This is a genomic window from Hansschlegelia sp. KR7-227 (assembly GCF_049446035.1).
Lineage (GTDB): Bacteria > Pseudomonadota > Alphaproteobacteria > Rhizobiales > Methylopilaceae > Methylopila.
This window is the reverse complement of record NZ_JBMSEA010000001.1, coordinates 3,107,460-3,128,405: the sequence shown is the minus strand read 5'-3', so window position 1 is coordinate 3,128,405 and position 20,946 is coordinate 3,107,460. Positions and strand designations below refer to the sequence as shown.

General features: G+C 70.9%; 21 protein-coding genes and 1 pseudogene. 12 read left to right on the top strand and 10 right to left on the bottom strand.

Going from position 1 to position 20,946, the window contains the following annotated elements; genetic code table 11:
* Positions 1–2: 2 nt before the first annotated feature.
* Positions 3–2,408, bottom strand: a complete 2,406-nt coding sequence (locus tag ACO2RJ_RS14615) for a mechanosensitive ion channel domain-containing protein (RefSeq protein ID WP_423268726.1) — start codon at positions 2,406–2,408, stop codon at positions 3–5.
* A gap of 100 nt (positions 2,409–2,508) precedes the next feature.
* A complete protein-coding gene (locus ACO2RJ_RS14610) occupies positions 2,509–2,724 on the bottom strand; it encodes a DUF2945 domain-containing protein (RefSeq protein WP_423268725.1) in 216 nt (71 codons plus the stop codon).
* 131 nt (positions 2,725–2,855) lie between these two features.
* Here ACO2RJ_RS14610 and argE point away from each other — a divergent pair, with 131 nt between their 5' ends.
* Positions 2,856–4,013, top strand: coding sequence for an acetylornithine deacetylase (gene argE / locus ACO2RJ_RS14605; protein WP_423268724.1), 1,158 nt, complete (start codon positions 2,856–2,858; stop codon positions 4,011–4,013).
* An 80-nt stretch (positions 4,014–4,093) separates the two neighbouring features.
* Positions 4,094–4,522: a lysozyme inhibitor LprI family protein gene (locus tag ACO2RJ_RS14600; protein WP_423268723.1), complete on the top strand. Its 429-nt coding sequence runs from the start codon at positions 4,094–4,096 to the stop codon at positions 4,520–4,522.
* Between the two features lie 143 nt (positions 4,523–4,665).
* On the opposite strand, the gene ACO2RJ_RS14595 is transcribed toward ACO2RJ_RS14600, so the two are convergent.
* Both ACO2RJ_RS14595 and ACO2RJ_RS14590 read right to left on the bottom strand, forming a co-directional pair.
* A complete protein-coding gene (locus tag ACO2RJ_RS14595) occupies positions 4,666–5,646 on the bottom strand; it encodes a diacylglycerol/lipid kinase family protein (protein WP_423268722.1) in 981 nt (326 codons plus the stop codon).
* Between the two features lie 51 nt (positions 5,647–5,697).
* Positions 5,698–6,444 carry an RluA family pseudouridine synthase gene (locus ACO2RJ_RS14590; RefSeq protein WP_423268721.1) on the bottom strand — a complete coding sequence of 249 codons (747 nt, stop codon included), beginning with the start codon at positions 6,442–6,444 and terminating at the stop codon, positions 5,698–5,700.
* 46 nt (positions 6,445–6,490) lie between these two features.
* Here ACO2RJ_RS14590 and ACO2RJ_RS14585 point away from each other — a divergent pair, with 46 nt between their 5' ends.
* The 5 genes from ACO2RJ_RS14585 (at position 6,491) to ispG (ending at position 10,391) form a co-directional block, all read left to right on the top strand.
* A complete protein-coding gene (locus ACO2RJ_RS14585; RefSeq protein ID WP_423268720.1) occupies positions 6,491–6,787 on the top strand; it encodes an antibiotic biosynthesis monooxygenase in 297 nt (98 codons plus the stop codon).
* A 1-nt stretch (position 6,788) separates the two neighbouring features.
* Positions 6,789–7,730, top strand: a complete 942-nt coding sequence (gene glk / locus ACO2RJ_RS14580; RefSeq protein ID WP_423268719.1) for a glucokinase — start codon at positions 6,789–6,791, stop codon at positions 7,728–7,730.
* Between the two features lie 459 nt (positions 7,731–8,189).
* Positions 8,190–8,444, top strand: coding sequence for a hypothetical protein (locus ACO2RJ_RS14575; RefSeq protein WP_423268718.1), 255 nt, complete (start codon positions 8,190–8,192; stop codon positions 8,442–8,444).
* A gap of 145 nt (positions 8,445–8,589) precedes the next feature.
* Positions 8,590–9,111 (top strand): transcriptional repressor, encoded by a 522-nt coding sequence (locus tag ACO2RJ_RS14570; protein ID WP_423268717.1) that lies wholly within the window; start codon positions 8,590–8,592, stop codon positions 9,109–9,111.
* Between the two features lie 8 nt (positions 9,112–9,119).
* A complete protein-coding gene (gene ispG, locus ACO2RJ_RS14565; RefSeq protein ID WP_423268716.1) occupies positions 9,120–10,391 on the top strand; it encodes a flavodoxin-dependent (E)-4-hydroxy-3-methylbut-2-enyl-diphosphate synthase in 1,272 nt (423 codons plus the stop codon).
* Positions 10,392–10,457: 66 nt separating this feature from the next.
* Here ispG and ACO2RJ_RS14560 read toward each other — a convergent pair whose 3' ends face one another.
* The 3 genes from ACO2RJ_RS14560 to mtgA all read right to left on the bottom strand — a co-directional run bounded on the left by ACO2RJ_RS14560 (position 10,458) and on the right by mtgA (position 13,819).
* A complete protein-coding gene (locus ACO2RJ_RS14560) occupies positions 10,458–12,155 on the bottom strand; it encodes an EAL domain-containing protein (protein ID WP_423268715.1) in 1,698 nt (565 codons plus the stop codon).
* A 629-nt stretch (positions 12,156–12,784) separates the two neighbouring features.
* On the bottom strand, positions 12,785–12,970 hold the full coding sequence (gene rpmF / locus ACO2RJ_RS14555) for a 50S ribosomal protein L32 (protein ID WP_423268714.1): 186 nt from the start codon (positions 12,968–12,970) through the stop codon (positions 12,785–12,787).
* Positions 12,971–13,105: 135 nt separating this feature from the next.
* Positions 13,106–13,819: a monofunctional biosynthetic peptidoglycan transglycosylase gene (mtgA, locus tag ACO2RJ_RS14550; protein WP_423268713.1), complete on the bottom strand. Its 714-nt coding sequence runs from the start codon at positions 13,817–13,819 to the stop codon at positions 13,106–13,108.
* Between the two features lie 159 nt (positions 13,820–13,978).
* On the opposite strand from mtgA, the gene ACO2RJ_RS14545 reads away from it, so the two are divergent.
* Positions 13,979–14,911, top strand: coding sequence for a polyprenyl synthetase family protein (locus ACO2RJ_RS14545; RefSeq protein WP_423268712.1), 933 nt, complete (start codon positions 13,979–13,981; stop codon positions 14,909–14,911).
* A 29-nt stretch (positions 14,912–14,940) separates the two neighbouring features.
* Here the strand turns inward: ACO2RJ_RS14545 and phaR are convergent, their stop codons facing one another.
* On the bottom strand, positions 14,941–15,531 hold the full coding sequence (gene phaR, locus ACO2RJ_RS14540) for a polyhydroxyalkanoate synthesis repressor PhaR (protein ID WP_423268711.1): 591 nt from the start codon (positions 15,529–15,531) through the stop codon (positions 14,941–14,943).
* A gap of 598 nt (positions 15,532–16,129) precedes the next feature.
* Between phaR and ACO2RJ_RS14535 the strand changes: the two genes are divergently transcribed.
* The 4 genes and pseudogenes from ACO2RJ_RS14535 (at position 16,130) to ACO2RJ_RS14520 (ending at position 19,655) form a co-directional block, all read left to right on the top strand.
* The gene (locus ACO2RJ_RS14535; protein WP_423268710.1) at positions 16,130–17,305 is read left to right on the top strand and encodes an acetyl-CoA C-acetyltransferase; all 1,176 of its coding nucleotides are present in this window, start codon (positions 16,130–16,132) and stop codon (positions 17,303–17,305) included.
* Between the two features lie 99 nt (positions 17,306–17,404).
* The gene (phbB, locus tag ACO2RJ_RS14530) at positions 17,405–18,127 is read left to right on the top strand and encodes an acetoacetyl-CoA reductase (protein WP_423268709.1); all 723 of its coding nucleotides are present in this window, start codon (positions 17,405–17,407) and stop codon (positions 18,125–18,127) included.
* A gap of 49 nt (positions 18,128–18,176) precedes the next feature.
* Positions 18,177–18,730: pseudogene (locus ACO2RJ_RS14525) on the top strand (chlorite dismutase family protein).
* 34 nt (positions 18,731–18,764) lie between these two features.
* Complete coding sequence (locus ACO2RJ_RS14520; RefSeq protein WP_423268708.1) at positions 18,765–19,655, top strand: DMT family transporter; 891 nt, start codon at positions 18,765–18,767, stop codon at positions 19,653–19,655.
* Here ACO2RJ_RS14520 and ACO2RJ_RS14515 read toward each other — a convergent pair.
* Both ACO2RJ_RS14515 and gloB read right to left on the bottom strand, forming a co-directional pair.
* Positions 19,644–20,102, bottom strand: coding sequence for a cupin domain-containing protein (locus ACO2RJ_RS14515; protein ID WP_423268707.1), 459 nt, complete (start codon positions 20,100–20,102; stop codon positions 19,644–19,646). The genes ACO2RJ_RS14520 and ACO2RJ_RS14515 overlap by 12 nt on opposite strands.
* Positions 20,099–20,866 carry a hydroxyacylglutathione hydrolase gene (gloB, locus tag ACO2RJ_RS14510; protein ID WP_423268706.1) on the bottom strand — a complete coding sequence of 256 codons (768 nt, stop codon included), beginning with the start codon at positions 20,864–20,866 and terminating at the stop codon, positions 20,099–20,101. Before gloB ends, ACO2RJ_RS14515 begins: the two co-directional genes overlap by 4 nt.
* Positions 20,867–20,946 lie beyond the last annotated feature (80 nt).

The window sequence follows — 20,946 nt, the reverse complement described above, 5'->3', positions numbered from 1 at the left end:
TCTCAGCTCCCGGACGTCTCCTCTCCCGGGCCGTCGTACCGGCCGGAGTCCTTGGATTCCGAAGGCGCGGTGGTCGGCCGCCTGGCGGGCGCAGCGATCGCCTGCGGCGCGTCCGGATGGACCGGCGCCATTCCGATGTCGCCCTTCACATGAAGCGGAGGGGCTTTGCCCTCCTTGTCTTCGCCCATGTACAGCGTGACATGCGGGAACGGCATCTCGATGCCGCGCTCGTCGAAGATCTCCTTCACGATCTCGTTGTAGGCGCGGCCGACCGCCCACTGCTTGCCGGGCTCGGTCTTGATGCGGGCCCGGACCGTGATCGCGCTGTCTCCGAACTCGGTGAGCCCCTGCAGATCGAACGGGCCGATGATGCTCGGCCCGTGCGCCTCATGCTGCTTCAGCCGGTCGAAGGCCTCCTGCATCGCCTGCTTCACCTCCGGGATGCTCTCGCGGTAGGCGACGCCCATCTTGATCAGGTGGTAGCTGAAGATCTTCGTCGTGTTCGACACGCTGTCGACCGCCGAGAACGGGATGAGGTGATAGGTCCCGTCGAGGGAGCGGATGCCGACCGAGCGGATCGTCAGGCGCTCGACCGTTCCCTGGACGCCCGCGACCTTGACGTTGTCGCCGGTGTTCATCGCGTTCTCGAACTGGATGAAGGCGCCGGTGATGATGTCCTTCACCAGAGTCTGCGCCCCGAAGCCGATGGCGAGGCCGATCACGCCGGCGCCGGCGAGCAGCGGCGCGATGTCGACGCCGATCTCCGAGAGCGCGAGCATCGCGACCAGCACGATGAGCACGATGGTGAAGGCGTTGCGGAACAGCGCGAGCAGCGTCTTCTCGCGCGCCGTCGGCACATGGCCGAACTCCGGGTTCAGCCGGTAGTCGATCCAGGACGACGCGCCGAGATAGATCCCGACCCCGACCAGCACGATGAACCCGGCGGTGATCGTGGAGGCGGCGAACTCCGCGCCGGCCGTGGTGGAAAGCCAGCCGAGGAAGTCGACGAGCGCCCAGCTCTGCGCGATGGCGAGCAGCACGACGAACAGCACGACGAGCCGCACGACCTTCAGTATGGCGGGCACGAAGGCGTTCAGGCGCGCTTCGAGCGCGGGCAGCCGCGCCTTGACCTCGCTTGGCACATGCATGCCGCCCGCGATCAGCTTCGAGATCAGCGTTGACACGAGCGCGCCGGCGGCGACCGCGACCAGCGTCTGGGCGGTCGCCCGCGCCATGAAGGGCAGCGCCTCGCCGGGGTTGACGAGCCAGACGACGAACAGCGCAAGCAGCCAAGCGAGAGCGACCACGTGCCAGAACCGCGCGAGGAAGCCGTAGAAGGCGGTGAGAAGGTCGCCGTCCATCGCTTCCGACTTGCCGGCGAGCCGCGCGCGGACCCGGTCGCGGTTCTGCAGCACGATCGCGACCGCCATCATCAGGGTGGCGAAAGCGACCACCACGCGGATCGCCTGCGCGGCGCCCGGGGAAACGGCGGCGGCGATGATCGGCGCGACGAACAGGAACGTGTAGCCGAGCGCCGAGACGATCCGGCTCAGCCAGAAATACCAGTAGGCCGCCGCCTCGTCCCCGATCGGCAACGCGCGGAGCGGCGGCTGGGCGGGCGAGAGCAGCGCGCGCAACGCGACCTTGGTCAGCTCGACCGCGAAAAAGGCGTTGAGATAGAGCGTCTGCTGGATGTTCATGACGCCGGACGAGCCGAACTGCAGCGCGAAGGCGTAGCCGCTCCCCCAGGCGATCACGATCATCAGCGCGTCGACCAGGACGCTCGCAAGCAGCAGAACGCCGCGGCCTGCGAAGCCGGCGGCGGCGGCGCGCCTCCCGATCCAGCGGTAATAGGGAATGCCGATCGCCCGCAGACCTATGAAGACGCCGAAGGTGACGGCGATCGTCAGGGCGACCGCGACCAGCCGTCCCCAGTCGAAACCCTGGCCTCCGGTCCCGCCGGTAAAAATGCTCGTGAGGTCGCCGATCAGGACCTTGCTCGCCGCGGCGAGGCCTGCGGCGCGCTCGGCGACGGCGCGGGTGTATTCCGCAGCGCGGCGCGCGAAGCTCGGCTCGGCCGTTCCCTCCGCAGTTTTGGCGGCGTCGTTCGCCGACGCTTCGGTCGGCTCGGCCGGCGGGCCGTCGCCTGCGGTTTTCGCGGCCTCGGGCGACTTGACCGGGTCGGCCGGCGCCGGCGCACGCGGCGCGCTTTCCCGCAGACGGTCGATCAGCGCGTTGCGCGCGCGCTCGTCCTGCAGAATGCGGATCAGGGCGTCGACATCGCCGGAGGCCGCGTTCGCCGACTCCGCCGCGGGCGGGGGCGCGCCCTCCTGGGACCGCGCGGGGCCCACGCCGAGAAGCGCGGCGACCGCGAGCGCGAGAAGGACGAACAGGCGGGAGGGCGTCATGGCATCCGATCGGCGTTGGCCGCGCAGGGCCGGTCGCCCGGCCGAAGAGCGGCCAATTAGGACCCGGCGGGCCGCCGGAAACCCGCCGCCGGGCGGAGCGTCATCCCGTCTCCAGCTCGGAATGCGACTTGAGCGCCCTGCCGCCGTCACTCTGCTCGACGAGATAAGCGGGATTGGCCTCGCTCGCCCGGCGGACGATCCTGGCGCCCTTGATCGTGCGCTGGACGCGGGACGTGAAGACCTGGGCGACCTCGCCATGGGCCGTTCCCTGCCCCCAGGACCACGAGACCTTCGATCCGACCGCATAAGCCTTCATGTCCGTCCTCCCGCCGCCCTTCGGATCTGAGAGGCAACGCGCGCCACGGAGTCGCGTTCCGGCGCCGGGGCTTCTGCCGGGCCGCCGACGGCCTTAGGATCGAGGCGACTTCCCCCTTAGGCTGGAGCGACATGGTCTCGGACCGGACGATCGATTGGCTGCGGCGCCTCATCGGCTTCGACACCACGAGCCGCAATTCGAACCTGCCGCTGATCGCCGAGGTCGAGGCCTATCTCGACGCGATCGGCGTCGCGCATGAGCGGGTCGCGGACGCCTCCGGAGAGAAGTCGAACCTGTTCGCGACCATCGGCCCCGCGGATCGGCCGGGAATCGTGCTCTCCGGCCACACCGACGTCGTGCCGGTCGACGGCCAGGACTGGACGACCGACCCCTTCACGCTCGACCGGAGGGACGGCCGGCTCTACGGCCGCGGCGCCTGCGACATGAAGGGCTTCATCGCGGTCTGCCTTGCGCTCGCGCCGGAGATGAAGGCCGCCGACCTGAAGATCCCGATCCACTTCGCCTTCTCCTATGACGAGGAGGTCGGATGCCTCGGCGTCCGCGACCTGCTCGGCGTGCTGGCCGCCCGTCCCGTGAAGCCGCTCGGCTGCGTCGTGGGCGAGCCCACCAGCATGCAGGTGGTGATCGGCCACAAGGCGAAGCGCTCGTTCAGCGTGCGGCTGCGCGGCGTCGGCGGGCACTCCGCCCGCGCGCCGGAATGCGTCAACGCGGTCGAATACGGCGCGCGGCTGGTGACGACGGCGTCCGCGATCGGCGCCCGGCTCGCGGCCTCCGGCCCGCGCGACGCGCTCTACGACATCCCGCATTCGACCGCCCATGTCGGCTGCTTCCACGGCGGCTTCGCGCTCAACATCGTGCCCGACGAGGCGGTGATGGAGTTCGAGTTCCGCGCGCTGCCGGAGGACGACGCCGACGCGCTGGTGGCTGAGATGGAGCAGGCGGCCCGCGACGTCGAAGGCGAGATGCGCGGCCGCGACGCCCGGTCGTCGGTCGAGATGGCGCTGAAGTCGGAAATTCCCGGCCTGTCGATCGACGCCGAGGCCGCCATGGTGACGCTCGCCAAGAAGCTCGCCGGCCGCAACGACCACGCCAAGGTCGCCTATGGCACGGAGGCCGGGCTGTTCGTCGCGATGGCGGGCATCCCCGCGATCGTCTGCGGCCCCGGCTCGATCGCGGAGGCCCACAAGCCGGACGAATATGTCGAGGAGGCGCAGCTCGCGCTCTGCGAGACCTTCATGCGCCGCCTGATCGCGCACTGCTCGGCCTGAGCGCCGCCGGCGCTCTGGGGCGGCCGCGGAGTTCTTCTGAGAGGCGCTCGAGACCGGCGCCGAGCAGGGAGGTGAGATCTATGCGGAATCTGAACGGCTACGGCGTCCTCGCCCTCGTCGTCGTCGTGGCGACGGGGCCCGGACCTGCGCTGGCCCAGAGCGGCCAGAGTCCCGACCCCTGCGACGCGCTCGGCGGCTACCAGCTCGAAACCTGCCTGACGAAGGAGCTCGCCGCGGCCGACGCGGCGCTCAACGCCGCCTACGGACAGGCGGAGGCCGCGATCGCAGGCGCGCCCGGCATGACGGCCGAGCAGAAGACGGGCTGGAAGGCCGATCTCCTCGCCGCCCAGCGCGCCTGGCTCGCCTTCCGCGACGCGAACTGCACATTCGACCTCATCGGCGCAGAATGGAGCTTCGGCAGCGGCGCGACGTCGGCGCAGCAGCACTGCGTGCTGACGCTGACCCGCACACGCGCCCAGGAGCTGCTGGACCGCTATCCGCCGTCCTAAGGCGGAAAGAGATCCTCGACCGTCATCCCGGGCGTGTCCCGGGATCCAGCCCCGCCGCCGGCGGCATATCCTTGGACACCCGGAGGAAATGGGTTCCGGGACAAGCCCGGAACGACGGCTGCGGCCGAACGATCCGGGGAACCTTATCCGCCTGCAGACTCCTCGCGCCCCGCTGCGCGCTCGTCGTCGACGGGGGCTCGCGAGACCATGCCGGCCGGCTCGATCGGCGTCAGCATCGTGGCCGCGCCGGGAAGCGTCTCGTAGGTGATCGGGAAGGTTTCGCGGGTCAGTTCGCCGTCGGTCGCGACCCAGACGCGGCGGCGGCGGATCTTCTCCACGACCGCCTTTTTCGCGCGGAACGACTCGATCAGCGGGTTTTCGCGCCAGCCGCCGAGCACGACGTCCACGCCGAGCTTGAGGCGTTGCCGCAGCGTTCCGGCATGGGCGACGATCACCTCGATCTCGCCGAGGTCGAGGCGGGGCCTGCGCCACCCGGCGTCGGCGAACGCGTTGTTGGTGACGAGCACCGCGGTCGCGTCGACCTTGATCGGCGCCCCGTCGATGACGAGCTCGTAGCGCGACCGGCCGGAGCGCAGAAAGGCCCGGAGCGCCGCGAAGGAGAAGCCGGCGTAGCGCCCGAAGCCTTTCAATCCGCGGGCGGCTTCGCGCGCCCGCGCCATCTGGGCGAAGAAGCCCATCCCCGAGATCGAGTGGAACGGCCGGCCGTTGATGGCGGCGAGGTCGATGCGCCGCGGCTCGGAGCGGGCGAGCGCCGAGATCGCCTCGCCCATCTCCTGCGGCACGCCGAGGTCGCGGGCGAGCAGGTTCATCGTGCCGAAGGGCAGGACGCCGAAGGTCCTCTTCGTCGCGAGCAGCTTGCTCAACGACCGCGACAGCGAGCCGTCGCCGCCGCCGACGATGATCTCGTCATGCGAATCCGTCCGTCCGAGATCGTCCAGCACCGAGCCCAAATCGCGCGGCGGCGCCATGCGGACGTCGACCGCCTTGCCGGCGGCGGCGAACGCCTGCTCCACGCGCTTCGCCGGTCCTTGCGGCGCGGCCGCCTCGCTCAGATCCTTCAACGTTCCGGCCCGCGGATTGAGCAGGACGAGACAGCGGGCCATCAGCGACACCTTCGGGACTGAACGCTCATGACCCGAGGGGGGCGCGTCGGATCAGACATAGGGCGGCGCGGCGCGCTCCGCATCCTCGCTCCATCCCATGGCCGCAAAGGTCGCCGACATATGGGCGGGCGCGGGCGCCTGGGCCTCGATCGGCGGCTTGCCCTCCCGCATCGGGATCGAGACGGCGCGCGCGTGCAGATGGAGCGGAGGGCCACCGGCCGGCGCGGCGCCGTAGATCGGATCGCCCAGCAGCGGCAGCCCGATATGCGCCGCATGAACGCGGATCTGGTGCGTGCGGCCGGTGAGCGGCGTGAACTCGAGCCACGAAAGCCCCGCGCCGCGCTTCAGCACCCGCCATTCCGTGGCCGACGGCTGTCCGGCGGGATCGACCGCCATCCACCAGCCGCGGGTCGGGCTGCGTTTGGCGAGGGGCGCGTCGATGCGGCCCTCGTCCGCCTCCGGGTTCCCGCGGACCACCGCCCAATAGGTCTTCGACACGCGGCCGTTCGAAAACAGCTTGCCGAGCCGGGCGAGCGCCTTGCGGTGGCGGCCGAGCACCAAGCAGCCGCTGGTGTCCTTGTCGAGCCGGTGCGCGAGCGCGGGGTCGCGCGGCAGCCCGAAGCGTAAGGCCCCGAACAGCGCCTCCAGATTGGCGCCGCCCTTGGGGCCGGCGTGCACCGGAAGTCCCGCGGGCTTGTCCACGATCAGCGTCAGCCCGTCGCGGTGCAGCACGCGGGCGGCGAGATCGTCGGCGGTGAAGTCGCCTGGGAGCCTTCGGAAGGCAACGTCGTGCGGCATAAGGGGGGCTGTCGGCTGGTCGATCGGCTATGGGCGGGACGGCGGCTTGCACTATGTCGCGAACATGAAGCTCGTCTCCACCGTCTTTGAAGTCGCGCCCGAAGACGCCGCAGCTTTTCGGGCCGCGGTGTTCGCGAGCGCGAACGCGATCGAGCGCGGCGATCCCGACTGCCGGGGCGTCGCGATCGCCGAGGATCCGTCGGCGCCCGGCTTCTTCCTGACCTCCGCGCTCTATGCCGACGACGCCGCCGCAGGCGACGGCAGCGAGTCGCTGCGCGCCTTTGAGGAGACCGTGCGGCCGCTGGTCAAGCACAAGCGCGTCCGGCTGGTCGATCTCGCCTGACATGACGCTGATCGTCGGAGACATCGGCGGCACCAACAGCCGTTTCGGACTGGTCGACGGCGCGTCGCCGCGCCCGCGCGGCGTCGGCGCGCAGCCGAACGCCCGCCACGAGAGCTTCGACGACGCGCTCGCCGCCTATCTCGCCGGCGCGCCGGAGCGGCCGAAGCGGGCGGCCTTCGCGGTCGCGGGTCCGATCGACGGACGGACCGCCCGGCTGACCAACCGGGCTGGCTGGGCGATCGACGCGGACGCGCTGGCGAGGCGCTTCGGCTTCGACGCCGTGACGCTCATGAATGATTTCGCCGCCCAGGCGGCGGCCTTGCCGCATCTCGGACCCGACGAGGTCGCCGCGATCGGCGATGTCGGTCCTTCGGGCGACGCGAACAAGGCGGCGGTCGGGCCCGGCACCGGGCTCGGCGTGGCCGCGCTGCTGCGCGTCGACGGACAGTGGCTGCCGCTCGCCACCGAAGGCGGCCATGTCGAACTCGCCGCGACCGACGCGATCGAGTGGGAGGCCTTCGCCGCGCTTCGCCGGACGCTCGGGCGGGTGTCGGCCGAGGACGTGCTGGCCGGGCCCGGGCTCGCCCGCCTGCACGGGGCGCTCGCGCTCGCCCGCGGGGAGGCGGAGGACAGCGCCGAACCGGCGGAGCTGACGGCTCGGGCGAGCGAGGGCGACGCGCGGGCGCGGGCGACGATCACGCTGTTCCTCACGATGCTCGCGCGCTTCGCAGGCGACGTCGCGTTGAACTACGGGGCCAATGGCGGCGTCTATCTGTGCGGCGGCGTCGCGCCGAAGCTTCTGCCGTTCGTCGACGCCCCCGCCTTTCGCGCGGCCTTCGAGGCGAAACGACCGCATGAGGAGCGCATGCGGAAGATCGCGACGCTTGTGGTGACGGCCGCCGAAGCCGGCCTGATCGGCTGCGCCGCCGCCGTCGCGGGCTAAACGACGCGTATGCAGACCCGACATCCTTTCACGGGTCAAAGTTAAGCTTCATTAACTCCAACATTAAAGCAGTCGTGATTTGCGACGCATTCGATTTGAATCAATTTGATCTCTGAGGCGTCCGCCCGTATATCGAAGTCACGCAAGTCGAAACAACGGCCATCCCAGCAAACACGCCATCGGGCATTACCTCCTGATGGTATTGGGACGGCTTCGGTCTCGCCATTCCCGGCCGAAGCCTGGTTCGGGGCGGCGTCGTTCAATCGACGCTGCCCCGTATCCGTCGCGTCTGTTCCGCGGTGGGACCGGCCGCGCGGCGAATGACGGCGCTCGACACGGGCGAAGCGCGTCCCCTCCGAACGGAACCATCCGGAGCGTCCCTTCGACTTGGGAACGATCGCTTTCCAGCCCGCGTTTCCCATCTGGGAGTTGTGAATTAACAACCACAGGAGACGCCTCATGCGCTTCAAGACGCTCGGTGCTGCCGCTCTCGCCGCGACCTTCCTCGCCGGCGGGGCCGGAATCGCGAACGCCCAGTTCAACGACCTGCCGAAGAACAAGATCGACGATCCCGCCGCGGCCTCCGCCGCCGCGACAAGCGGCGGCTCGGGCATGAGCGAATCCAAGGCCACGTCGAGCAAGAAGACGATGAAGTCCAAGAAGGCGACGAAGAAGACGTCGAAGAAAAAGAAGACCTCCAAGACGTCGAGGTGAACGGAGCTGCGGCTTCACGGCTTGGAACGGCGCGCGGCGAACTCCGCCGGGCGCCTTTTTCATGCGCGACACGCGACGCCGCCTTGCGCGATCGTCGTCCACGGGAGGGGATCGCCGCGGCGCTTCGTGCTATGGGGAGCGCGTGATGAAGCATGATCCCTCCCATGGCGGCGCGCCGGCCTTCGAACGGCCCGGCCACGACCACAGCGCCTGCGCCGACCGGCTGCTGGCGCGCGCCGAGCGACTGTGCGAAGCGCGCGGCGCCAAGCTGACTGATATCCGCCGCCGGGTGCTCGAGGCGCTGGCCGCCGATCATGCGCCGGCGGGCGCCTATGACGTCATCGACCGCCTGGCGCGCGAAGGCGACAAGCCGCCGGCGCCGATCACGGTCTATCGTGCGCTCGATTTCCTTCTGGCGCAGGGGCTCGCCCACCGCATCGAGAGCCGTAACGCCTTTGTCGCGTGCAGCCATGATCATGCCGCCGCGGATGGAGCGCCCGTGGTGTTCCTGATCTGCGAGAACTGCGGAGCGGTCGGAGAGGCCGCGACAATGGACTTCGCAAAGGCGCTCGAGGCGCTCGCGCAGACGTCCGGCTTTCGCCCGCGGGCGCCGGTGATCGAGATTTCCGGCGAATGCGCCCATTGCCGTGCGGCGCGCGCCGCGTGAGGCCCGACATGACGCAGCCGGAAGCCTGGTCCTGCCCGACGACTCTCGGCACCCGCCGCGCCTCGTCCGCGGTGGCGGTGGGCGACGTGATGGTCGGGGGCGGCGCGCCGATCGTCGTCCAGTCCATGACGAACACCGACACCGCCGACGTCGCCGCGACGGTGGCGCAGGTCGCGGCCCTCGCCCGCGCGGGCTCCGAACTCGTGCGGATCACGGTCGATCGACCCGAAGCCGCAGCCGCCGTGCCCCACATCCGGGACGCGCTCGCCGTGCGAGGGATCGACACGCCGCTGATCGGCGACTTCCACTACATCGGCCACACCCTGCTCGCCGATCACCCGGCCTGCGCCGAGGCGCTCGCGAAATACCGGATCAACCCGGGAAATGTCGGCTTCGGCGCCAAGAAGGACAGGCAGTTCGCCCAGATCATCGAGATCGCGGCGCGCAACGGCAAGGCGGTGCGGATCGGCGGCAACTGGGGCTCTCTCGACGGCGAGCTGGTGACCCGGCTGATGGACGAGAACGCCGCGACGCCGTCGCCGAAGGACGCGCGCGAGGTCACCCGCGAGGCGCTGATCCGCTCCGTGCTGCTGTCGGCCGCGCGCGCCGAAGAGCTCGGCCTGCCGCGCGACAGGATCATCCTGTCGGCCAAGGTGTCGGCGGTGCAGGATCTGATCGCGGTCTACGCCGAACTCGCGCGCCGCGCGCCTTACGCGCTGCATCTCGGCCTGACCGAGGCCGGGATGGGCACCAAGGGCGTCGTCGCCTCGTCGGCGGCGCTCGGGGTGCTGCTGCAGCAGGGCGTCGGCGACACGATCCGGGTGTCGCTCACGCCGGAGCCCGGCGGCGACCGCACCGTCGAGGTCAAGGTCGCGCAGGAGATCCTGCAGACCATGGGCTTCCGGACCTTCGTGCCGCTGGTCGCGGCCTGCCCCGGCTGCGGGCGCACCACCTCGACCGTGTTCCAGGAGCTCGCGCGCGACGTTCAGGACCACATCGTGGCGCGCATGCCCGAGTGGAAGGCGCTGTATCCGGGCGCGGAGACCCTCAACGTCGCCGTCATGGGATGCATCGTGAACGGGCCGGGAGAATCCAAACACGCCGACATCGGGATCTCGCTGCCCGGCACGGGCGAGGCGCCGACCGCTCCCGTGTTCGTCGACGGCAAGAAGGTCGCGACGCTGCGCGGACCCAACCTGGTCGCGGACTTCAAGGCGATGGTCGAGGACTACGTCGCTCGCCGTTTCGGCGGCGAACCAGACCGCGTCGCAGCCGAATAGCCGGCTTCCGATCGAAGCTTCGCCCCGCGCCGAACCGCCTTACGCGTCCGGCGTGGGGCTGACCGCTCAGCCGGTCCCGGTGGGCGGCTCCGGAAGCTTCGCCGCAGCGATGTGGTCGCCCTGCAGATAGGTCGCGCCCCAGGCCGTCAGCAGGTCGGCGGCCGCCTGGGACTCCACCTGCTCGGCGACGGTTTCGAAGCCGAGCTCGCGGGCGAGGGCCAGAAGGGCGCGGACGAACGCCCCGGACTCCGGAGCGTCTTCGAGGCCGCGCACGAAGGAGCCGTCGATCTTGACGATGTCGGCGCCGAGCTCGCGCAACGCCTTGAACGAAGTGTGCCCGGCGCCGAAATCGTCGATCGCGGCCCTGACGCCATGGGCGCCGAGTTCGGCGACGAAGCGCGCCGCAGCCGACAGATCGGCGATCGCGGTCGTCTCGGTGATCTCGACGATCAGCCGTTCCGCCACGTCCGGCCGCAGCGCGAGCCAGGCGGAGAGCGTCTCGAACCACTCGACGTCGGAGGTGGTCGCGGCCGAGACGTTGACCGCGACCTTCGCCGACGGATCGGCCGCGAGATGAGCGATCGCGAGGTCGAGCACGCGGCGGTCGAGCATGTGGACGATGCCGACCTCCTCGGCGGCTGCGACCAGCGGTCCGCCGGAGATGATCTCGCCCTCTTCGACGACGATCCGCGCCAGCGCCTCGCTCCAGGCGCGTTCGCCGGTGGCGGCCCGGATCACCGGCTGGAAGGCGAGCGTGACCCGCCGCTCGTTGATCGCGCGCACGAGCTGTTCGGCGAGCCGCATGTTGCAGCGCCGCGCCGCCTCGCGTTCGGGGTCCGGCGCATAGATCTCGAAGGCCCGAGGTCCCGACGATGCGCGCGCCAGGGCGGCGCGGGCGCGGGCGACGAGCTCGTTGACGTCGCGCGCGTGGCGCGGAGCGATGACTCCGCCGATGACCGCCCTCGCCGCGATCGGCCCGTGCGGGGAGGCGATGGGCTCGTCATGCAGGGCGCCGGTGAGACGCCGCATCACCACCTCGAGGTCGGCGCGCTCGCACTCCTGCAGCACGAGGCCGAAGGTCGAGGTCGAGAACCGGCCGAGCGTGTCGCCGCCGCGCATCGCGCCGCGAAGCCGCCGCGACGTCTCGACGACCGCGAAATCGCCGAAGTCGAACCCGTAGGCTTCATTGATCGCGCCGAGATTGGACAGCGCGATCAGCACGAAGCCCGTCGACGACTGCATGCGCGCGCCGGCGGCGAGCGTGGCGGCCGCGATCTCGAGCAGCCTGGGGCGGGCGAGCTGTCCGGTCAGGGGGTCGAAGCGCGCGAGGCTCGCGGCCTGCTCGGCCGTCTCCCGGCGGGCGCCGAGCCGGCGCACGAGGCCCACGACGCGCCGCGGTCGACCGTCGGGTCCGGCGTACCAGCGGCCCCTGTCCTGCAGCCAGAGCCGCCGGCCGCGCGGACCCGTGAACACGGGATATTCGAGCTCGAAGCCGACGCCGTCGCCCTCGTCGGTCTCCGACGAGCCGAACACGGCCTCGTGGCGCGTGGTCAGCGCCTCGGGGTCGAACAGCGCCGCGAAGCCGCTCGCGGTGTCGATCGCCGCCTCCGGCGCCAATCCCAGCACGTCATGCGCCGCGCCGGCCCATTCCAGCCGGTCGGAGGCGACGTCCCAGGCGTAAGCGGCTTCGCCGACGGCGGCGAGCGTCTCCACCAGTCCGAAGCCGTTCGCGAAGCTGCGCTCGCCCGCCAGCGGCTGCGCCATAGCATTAAGCCTTATTCCAGAGAAGCGAATCGCTCGTCTGGACTCTAACCGCAATCGTCCTAGTTTTCCTTACAGACGTGAGGTGGCTGACGAGGCGCCAATACTTGGTTAATCGGGCGTGATCGTCGGACGACGAGGTGGGAGCGGAGGTCGAGAACGCGATGCTGAGTCTCCCGCCGCTCGGGCCGATCGGCCCACGCCCAAGACCTGGACGCAGCCACGCGCACGAAGCCCCCACGGGCCCCGACGCCAAGTCTTTGACGGAAGAGGCGGTCGAGCCTGCCGCCGGCGCGGCGTCCGCGCGCGACGCCGCAGATCGATCGTCCGGAGGAGGGCGCCGCCGCGAGAGCGATCGCGACCCGGCCGAAGAGGCCCCACTGCGCAAGGCGCGCGCCGGCCGGCCTTACGCCCCCTTGGTCGCTCAGGTGATCGCGACGGCGCTCGGCCTCGCCCAGACGCGCGCGCGTCGCCGCGGAACGGTCGCCGAGGCGGAAGCCCTGTACCGGCGGCCCGTCGCGACGCCCAAGCCTCCGCGCGGGTCCGCCTAAGACCCCAAAACGACGAAAGCCGGCCGAAGCGGCCGGCTCAAGCGTCGCAACGGCTCCCCGCGGGATGCGCGGGGGTCGGCGTCAGGCGTCGGATTTCGGCGTCAGGATCTGGCGGCCGCGATACATGCCGGTCTTGAGGTCGACGTGATGCGGGCGGCGCAGCTCGCCGGAATCCTTGTCTTCGACATAGGTCGGCGCGACGAGCGCGTCGGCCGAGCGGCGGAAGCCGCGCTTCATCGGAGAGGTCTTGCGCTTCGGAACGGCCATGGCTCGTCAAACTCCGTCAGGTCTCAACTGCGCGCTAAAGGCTGGGCGCGCGAAAAAGCGGGCGGAGCCCCGCGGGCCGCCTCGTCCAAGCGCGGCCTTATAGCCGCATCGCGCGGCGCGCGCCAGTGCGATCGCTCATTTCAGGCAGCCCGCCAGCCCGCCGGCCGCCCGCGCGCGGCTCGCGACGATCGTGGCGTGGAGCTGGGCGCGCCGGCTCGGCCGCTTCGGATCGCGCAGGATCGGGTTCGGCAGCGCGGCCGCCATCAGCGCCGCCTCGCGCGCGCTTAGCTTCTGCGCGGGCTTTCCGAAGGCGCGCCGCGCGCCGGCCTCGGCGCCGAAGATCCCGTCGGGACCCCATTCGGCGATGTTGAGATAGACCTCCATGACCCGCCGCTTGCTCCAGACGAGATCGAGCCAGTAGGCGAGCGCGATCTCGAAAGGCTTTCGCAGATAGGCGCCGCCCTGCCAGAGGAACAGGTTCTTCGCGACCTGCATCGCAATGGTCGAGGCGCCGCGGCCCGGACCGCCGTCGCCGCCCTCGTCGAACACGGTTCGGATCGCGCCCCAGTCCACTCCGTCATGCTGGCAGAAGCGGGCGTCCTCCGACACCAGCACCGAGCGCACAAGGACGGGCGACATCCGCTCGAGCGGCGTCCAGGTCCGATCCACCGGCCGTCCGGTCAGCCAGCGCGCGAGCATCGGGGTCGAGACCGGGTCGACCACGGCGTAGACGGGCACGAGCGCGACGGGCAGCGCCATGACCGCCAGAAGGGCCAGCAGCGCGACCCGCCAGACGGACGACTTCGGCCGCAGGAGGCGCGCCGTCGACGTCCGCGCAAAAAATGCCATCGATCCGTCTGTCCCCGCGATCCGCCCGCCCGAAGCAATCTAGCGAGCGCGCGCCGCAGGCGCCATCGCGGTCGCGAAGGCTTGACGGGACGGGCGCCTTCGGGCACGGCGCGCGCTCTTGGCGGCAGCTCCGGGCTCCGCGGCGGAGTGCGATGTGAGATGGCGGCGACGCGCTCGTTCGAGGCCCATGCGGCGGACATCGCCCCGCGGATCGAGGCCGCGCTCGAGGCGGCGCTCACGGAGGCCGCAGCCCCCGGCGAGATCGCGCGTCCGGCGCGGCTCGTCGCCGCCATGAGGCACGTCATGCTCGGCGGCGGCAAGCGGCTGCGGCCTGCGCTGCTGACGGCGGCCGCGCGCCTGTTCGGCGCCGAGGGGGAGGGGGTCGTCCGGGCGGCCCTCGCGGTCGAGTGCGTGCATGGCTACAGCCTCGCCCATGACGATCTTCCCGCGATGGACGACGACGACCTGCGCCGCGGTCGGCCGACCGCCCACCGCGCCTTCGACGAGGCGACGGCGATCCTCGCCGGCGACGCGCTGCAGACGCTGGCCTTCGCCCTGCTCGCCGATCCCGCGACGCATCCCGACGCCGGCGTGCGCGTCGCGCTCGTCGCTACGCTCGCCGCCGCGGCGGGCGTCGGCGGCATGGCGGGCGGCCAGATGATCGATCTTGCGGCCGAGGGCCGGTTCGACGGCGGCGTCCCCCGTCGGCTCGCCGAAAGCGAGATTCTTCGCCTGCAGGCCATGAAGACCGGCGCGCTGATCGAGGCGTCGGCCGCGATGGGGGCGCTGATCAGCGGCGCGACGGATCAGGAGATCGCGGCGGTACGGATCTACGGCCGGGCGGTCGGCGCGGCCTTCCAGGTCGCGGACGACCTGCTCGACGCGGAGGGCGACGCCGCCGACGTCGGCAAGGCGACCGGCAAGGACGAGGCGGCCGGAAAGGCGACGCTGGTCGGGGTTCTCGGGGCGTCGGCCGCCCGCGCGCGGCTCGATGCGCTCACCCAGGACGCGCTCGCAGCCCTCGACGGCTTCGGCGCGGCGGCCGAGCCGCTGCGGGGCGCCGCGCGCTTCGTCGCCTCCCGCAGGAGCTGACGAGCGCTCCCGGGCGCGACCGTCTGGCTTCAGCTTTTGGAGGGCGCCATGCGGTCGATGCGGTCGCGCATCTCCGCCATCTCGCGCCGCAGCGTTTCGAGGTCGTCCGACGCCTTGGTCTCGCGCGCGGGCTGCGGCGGCGCGGCCTCGGCCGCCCCCTCCTGGCCCGGGAAGACCGAGAACATGCGGAAGGCGCGCTCCATCATCGCCATGTTGGTGCGCATCTGCTCCTCGACGGCGGACTGGAAGGGCGCCGCGGCGCCGAACGGCGTCGCCATCGCGGCGCGCATCTTGTCCTGGTCGCGGGTGAGCGCGCCCATCGACAGCTCCAGATATTTCGGCACGAAGCTCTGCACCGAGTCGCCGTAGAAGCGGATCAGCTGCCGGAGGAAATTGATGGGCAGGAGATTCTGCCCCTTGTTCTCCTGCTCGAAGATGATCTGCGTCAGCACTTGATGGGTGATGTCGTCGCCGGATTTGGCGTCGACGACATGAAAGTCCTCGCCCTTTTTGACCATGGCGGCCAGGTCTTCAAGCGTGACGTAGGTGCTGGTGCCCGTGTTGTAGAGCCGGCGATTGGCGTATTTCTTGATCGTGATCGGGTTCGGAGTGCTCGGCATGTCGCGTTGATCTCGCCCGCTCAAGGAGGGTTGCTGAGATCGTGCGTGCCGGCGGTTCGAGCGCCGCCGGGGGACACGAAACAGCGGAACCTTAAGGCGGAATTTGTGCGACAGCCAGATTTTTGTGCACTGCGGAGTAAAACCTTCGATCAATAGGCGCGCCGCAATGGCTGCAGCGCGGGAGACCGCACGGAGGGACGGGTAAAACCTCCGACCTTTCGCCCCTTGTCAGGGCCAGGTCATGCCGCGTTTTTGGCCAGTCCTCGCGCATAGGGGTAGTTACACAGTCCGCAAGCGGCGGCCCGCCGCCGCTCACGCCCGGCGCCTCGCGGGCTGGCCGCCGCCCCGCCGGCGCGGTCCTCGTCGACGGCCCCCTCGCCGAGCCGCCGCGCTCCTGGCCGGCAGGCCGGCCGTGCGCACGTCCGCCGGAAGCCGCGAAGGGCCTGAGGCCGCGTCTTGCGCATGGCCGCCGGGACCCCGACGTAGGTCGTCTTGACGCTTTGCGAGGCGGCGCTCTTTAACCGTCCTCACACCCTTCAACGCGCTCCCCCGAGCCGATACGCTCGCGCCGGGCGCCTGTCCGACAGGAGAGCATGACATGGCTGACACCGACGTCGTCATCGTGGGCGCCGCGCGCACCCCGGTCGGCGCCTTCAGCGGCGGCCTCTCGTCGCTGCCGGCGCACGAGCTCGGCAAGGTCGCGATCGCCGCCGCGCTGCAGCGCGCGGGCCTGGAGCCCGGCCAGGTGTCCGAGGTGATCCTCGGCCAGGTGCTGACCGCGGCCCAGGGGCAGAACCCGGCCCGCCAGGCGTCGATCGCCGCCGGAATTCCGATCGCCGCCCCCGCCTGGGGCATCAACATGGTGTGCGGCTCGGGCCTGCGCGCCGTCGCGCTCGCAGCCCAGGCGATCAAGAACGGCGACAGCGAGATCGTCGTGGCCGGCGGCCAGGAGAGCATGAGCCAGTCGGCGCACGCCGCGCATATGCGCTCCGGCACCAAGATGGGCGACGTCAAGTTCATCGACACGATGATCAAGGACGGCCTCTGGGACGCCTTCAACGGCTACCACATGGGAACGACGGCCGAGAACGTCGCGACCCAGTTCCAGATCACGCGCGAGGCGCAGGACCAGTTCGCCGTGGCCTCCCAGAACAAGGCCGAGGCCGCCCAGAAGGCCGGCAGGTTCAAGGACGAGATCGTGCCCGTGACGGTGCCGGGCCGGAAGGGCGACGTGATCGTCGACGCCGACGAGTACATCCGTCACGGCGCCACCATGGACGCCATGACGAAGCTCAGGCCCGCCTTCTCGAAGGACGGCACGGTGACCGCGGGCAACGCCTCCGGCATCAATGACGGCGCCGCCGCGCTCGTGGTCACCTCCGCCGCGCGCGCGAACGGCATGAAGCCGCTCGCCCGCATCGTCAGCTGGGCCCAGGCCGGCGTCGATCCCTCGGTGATGGGCACCGGCCCGATCCCGGCCTCGCGCAAGGCGCTGGAGAAGGCCGGCTGGTCGGCCGCCGACCTCGACCTGATCGAGGCCAACGAGGCCTTCGCGGCGCAGGCCTGCGCCGTCAACAAGGACCTCGGCTGGGACCTGAACAAGGTCAACGTCAATGGCGGGGCGATCGCGATCGGCCATCCGATCGGCGCCTCCGGCGCGCGGGTGCTGGTGACGCTGCTGCACGAGATGATCCGGCGCGACGCCAAGAAAGGCCTCGCCACGCTGTGCATCGGCGGCGGCATGGGCATCGCGATGTGCGTCGCCCGCGACTGACGCGGACCCCGGACTGACGCGCGGGGAATGTCTCCCCGCGCGGTCCCGCAACGGGCGCTCAAAAGCCCGGCGCTGACTTCGACTTCATGGGAGGACTGCATGGCGCGCACGGCGCTCGTTACGGGCGGAACCCGGGGCATTGGCGAGGCGATCTCGATCGCGCTCAAGAACGCCGGCTACGCGGTCGCCGCGACCTATGCCGGCAATGACGAGAAGGCCGCCGCCTTCAAGGCCGCGCACGGCGTCGCCGTGTTCAAATGGGACGTCGGCGACCTCGAGGCCTGCGCGGCCGGCGTCGCCAAGGTGGAGGCCGAGCTCGGGCCGATCGACGTGCTGGTGAACAACGCCGGCATCACGCGCGACGCCATGTTCCACAAGGCGACCTTCGAGATGTGGCGCGAGGTGATGCGCACCAACCTCGATTCCATGTTCACCATGACCCGGCCTGTGATCGACGGCATGCGCGAGCGCGGCTTCGGCCGCATCATCAACATCACCTCGATCAACGGCCAGAAGGGCCAGATGGGCCAGGCGAACTACTCCGCCGCCAAGGCGGGGGTGATCGGCTTCACCAAGGCCCTGGCGCAGGAGAACGCGCGCAAGGGGATCACCGTGAACGCGATCGCTCCGGGCTACATCGCGACCGAGATGGTCATGGCCGTGCCGGAAAAGGCGCGCGAGAGCATCATCGCCACCATCCCTGTCGGCCGGCTGGGCGAGGCGAGCGAGATCGCCGACGCGGTGGTCTATCTCGCGGGCGAGAACGCCGGCTTCGTCACCGGCTCGACGCTGACCATCAATGGCGGCCAGTACATCACCTGAGACGTCCTGACCAATTGCGCGAGGGCGCGGCAGGTCCCGTAATCGGGGCATGCCGCGCCCTCTCCATGTCAGCTTCGCGTTCGGCGCTTCGGGCGAATGGCGCGTCGACGACATCCGGAAGGTCGCGGGCGAAAGCCTCCCGGGCGCCGAGCGCCTCGCGGTGACGGAAGGCTTCGACGGCCCGACGACGAGCGCGGCCTTCGCGCTGCGCGGCGTCGTCAGCAGCGCCCGCTACGCCAGCCGCTCCGAACTCGACGCGCTCGGCGCGCGCCAGGAGGGGCTGGGGCGTCCGTCGGCGACCCGCGCGGCGTTGATCCCGATCCGCAAGTCGGACGCCTGGTGGGCGCTCGCGCAGGACGAGCGGCGCGCCATCATGGAGGAGCGCTCGCGCCACATCGCGATCGGGCTCGAATACCTGCCCGGCGTGGCGCGTCGGCTGCATCACTGCCGCGACCTCGGCGAGCCGTTCGATTCCTGACATGGTTCGAATATGCGCCGGAGCACGCCGACGCCTTCGAGGCGCTGACGGCGCGTCTGCGCGAAACCGAGGAATGGGCCGATGTCGATCGCGAGGTCGACGTCAGGCTGAGCCGGGACGGCTGACGCGGACCGCCCCGCCGACTATAAAGGCCGCGCCATGCCGTCCTCCCGCGCTACCATCATCGGCCTGATCGCCGTCCTGCTCTGGTCGACGCTCGCGCTGCTGACCGCGTCCACCGGCGCGACGCCGCCCTTCCTGCTCACCGCGCTGACCTTCGGCGTCGGCGGCGTCCTCGGCCTCGGCTTCGCGGCGCGGCGGCCCGGCGGGCTCGCGGCCCTGCGCCAGCCCTGGCCGGTCTGGGCCCACGGCGTCGGCGGGCTGTTCGGCTATCATTTGCTCTATTTCACGGCGCTGAAGCTCGCGCCGCCCGCCGAAGCCGCCTCGATCTGCTACCTCTGGCCGTTGCTGATCGTGCTGTTCGCAGCCGCCCTGCCGGGCGGCGGCCTGTCGGCCCGCCACCTGCTCGGCGCATTGCTCGGCTTTGCGGGCACGGCGCTGCTGATCGCCGGTCGGTTCGACGGAGTGGCCTTCGATCCGGCCTATGTCGCCGGCTACGGCGCGGCGCTCGCGGCGGCGGGCGTCTGGGCCGCCTATTCGGTCGGCGCGCGCTGGTTCCGCGACGTCCCGACCGAGGCGGTGGCCGGCTTCTGCCTCGCGACCTCCGTTCTGGCCGCGCTCTGCCATCTGGCGTTCGAGCCGGCGTCCTGGCCGAACGGAGCGGGCGAGTGGGCCGCGATCGTCGCGCTTGGCGTCGGGCCCGTCGGCGCGGCGTTCTTCGTCTGGGACGTCGGCATGAAGCATGGCGACGTCCGCCTGCTCGGCGTCGCGTCCTACGCCTGCCCGATGCTGTCGGTGCTGCTGCTGGTCGCAGCCGGTGTGACGGCGCTGACCGCTCCGCTGATCGCCGGATGCGGCCTCATCGTGACCGGCGCGCTGGTCGCGACGCTCACGCGTGGGCCGAAGGCCGGCGCGGTGTCACGCGCCTGAAGGCCGCGGCGTCGGCCGCCAGTCCGGCGGGGCGAGTTCGAAGCCCGCGAAATCGAAGCCCGGCGCGACCGTGCAGCCGACCAGCGTCCACCGCCCCAGCGTCTCCGCCGCCTGCCACCAGCCCGCGGGGACGACCACCTGGGGCGTCTCGCCCGCGACGAGGTTCGGCCCGAGGCGAAAGCCCTGCGCGTCATGCCCGTTCGGCGACAACGTCAGCGCGAGCGGTCCGCCGGCGTAGAAATGCCAGACCTCGACGGCGTCCACCCGGTGCCAGTGCGAGACCTCACCCGCCGCGAGCAGGAAATGGATCGCGGTCGAGCGGCTGCGCCCGGCGGCGTCCGTCGCGGGGTCGCGAAACGTCTCGCGGAAGTGGCCCCCTTCGGGATGGGGAGTCAGCTGGAGGCGGCGGACGATCTCCTCCGCCGGAAGGTGGTCGAGCGCGCTCATCCCCGGTTCTTCCGCTCGCGCAATTCGGCGAACACCGCCGCCGGATCGTCGGCCGACAGGCCGACCGCCGCCGCCACCTTGTCCTCGGCCGCCCGCAGGAACACGTTCGTCGCCTTCTCCGCGCCGATGGTGGTCGGCACGGTCGGCTTGCCCGCGGCGCGCGTGGCCTCGACCTTCTTCAGCCGTTCGCCGATCGCGGGATCTTCGGGCAGGATGGCGGCGCAGAATTTGGCGTTGGAGACGGTGTATTCGTGTCCGCACCAGACCTGGGTCTCGTTCGGAAGGGCGGCGAGCTTGCTCAGCGACGCCCACATCGCCGCCGGCGTGTCCTCGAACAGCCGCCCGCAGCCCATCACGAACAGCGTGTCGCCCGAAAACAGCCAGCCTTCGGCCGGCTCGTGGAACGCGACATGGCCCTTGGTGTGGCCGGGCGTCGCGATCGTCTCGAACCGCCAGGGGCCGATCTCGGCGACGTCGCCCTCGCTGAGCGTCGCGTCGAGGCCGGGGATGGACGCCGCCTCCGCCTTCGGCCCATAGGCCTTCGCGCCGTAGCGCTGCTTGAGCGCGGCCAGCCCGTCGATATGGTCGGCGTGCTTGTGGGTGATCAGGATGTCGGTGAGGCGCCAGCTCCGCGCCTCGAGGGCGGCCGCGATCGGCGTCGCCTCCGGCGCGTCGACGAGGACGACCGTCTCCGTGGCCGGATCGCGCAGCAGCACGGCGTAATTGTCGGACAGGCAGGGGATGAGGACGATGTCGGCGGGCATGGGCGCTCCGGGAAACAGGCGCGAGAGGCTAGCGGCGGGGCACGGCGGGTCAAGGCGCCTCGCTTGATCGCGCTCTCGTT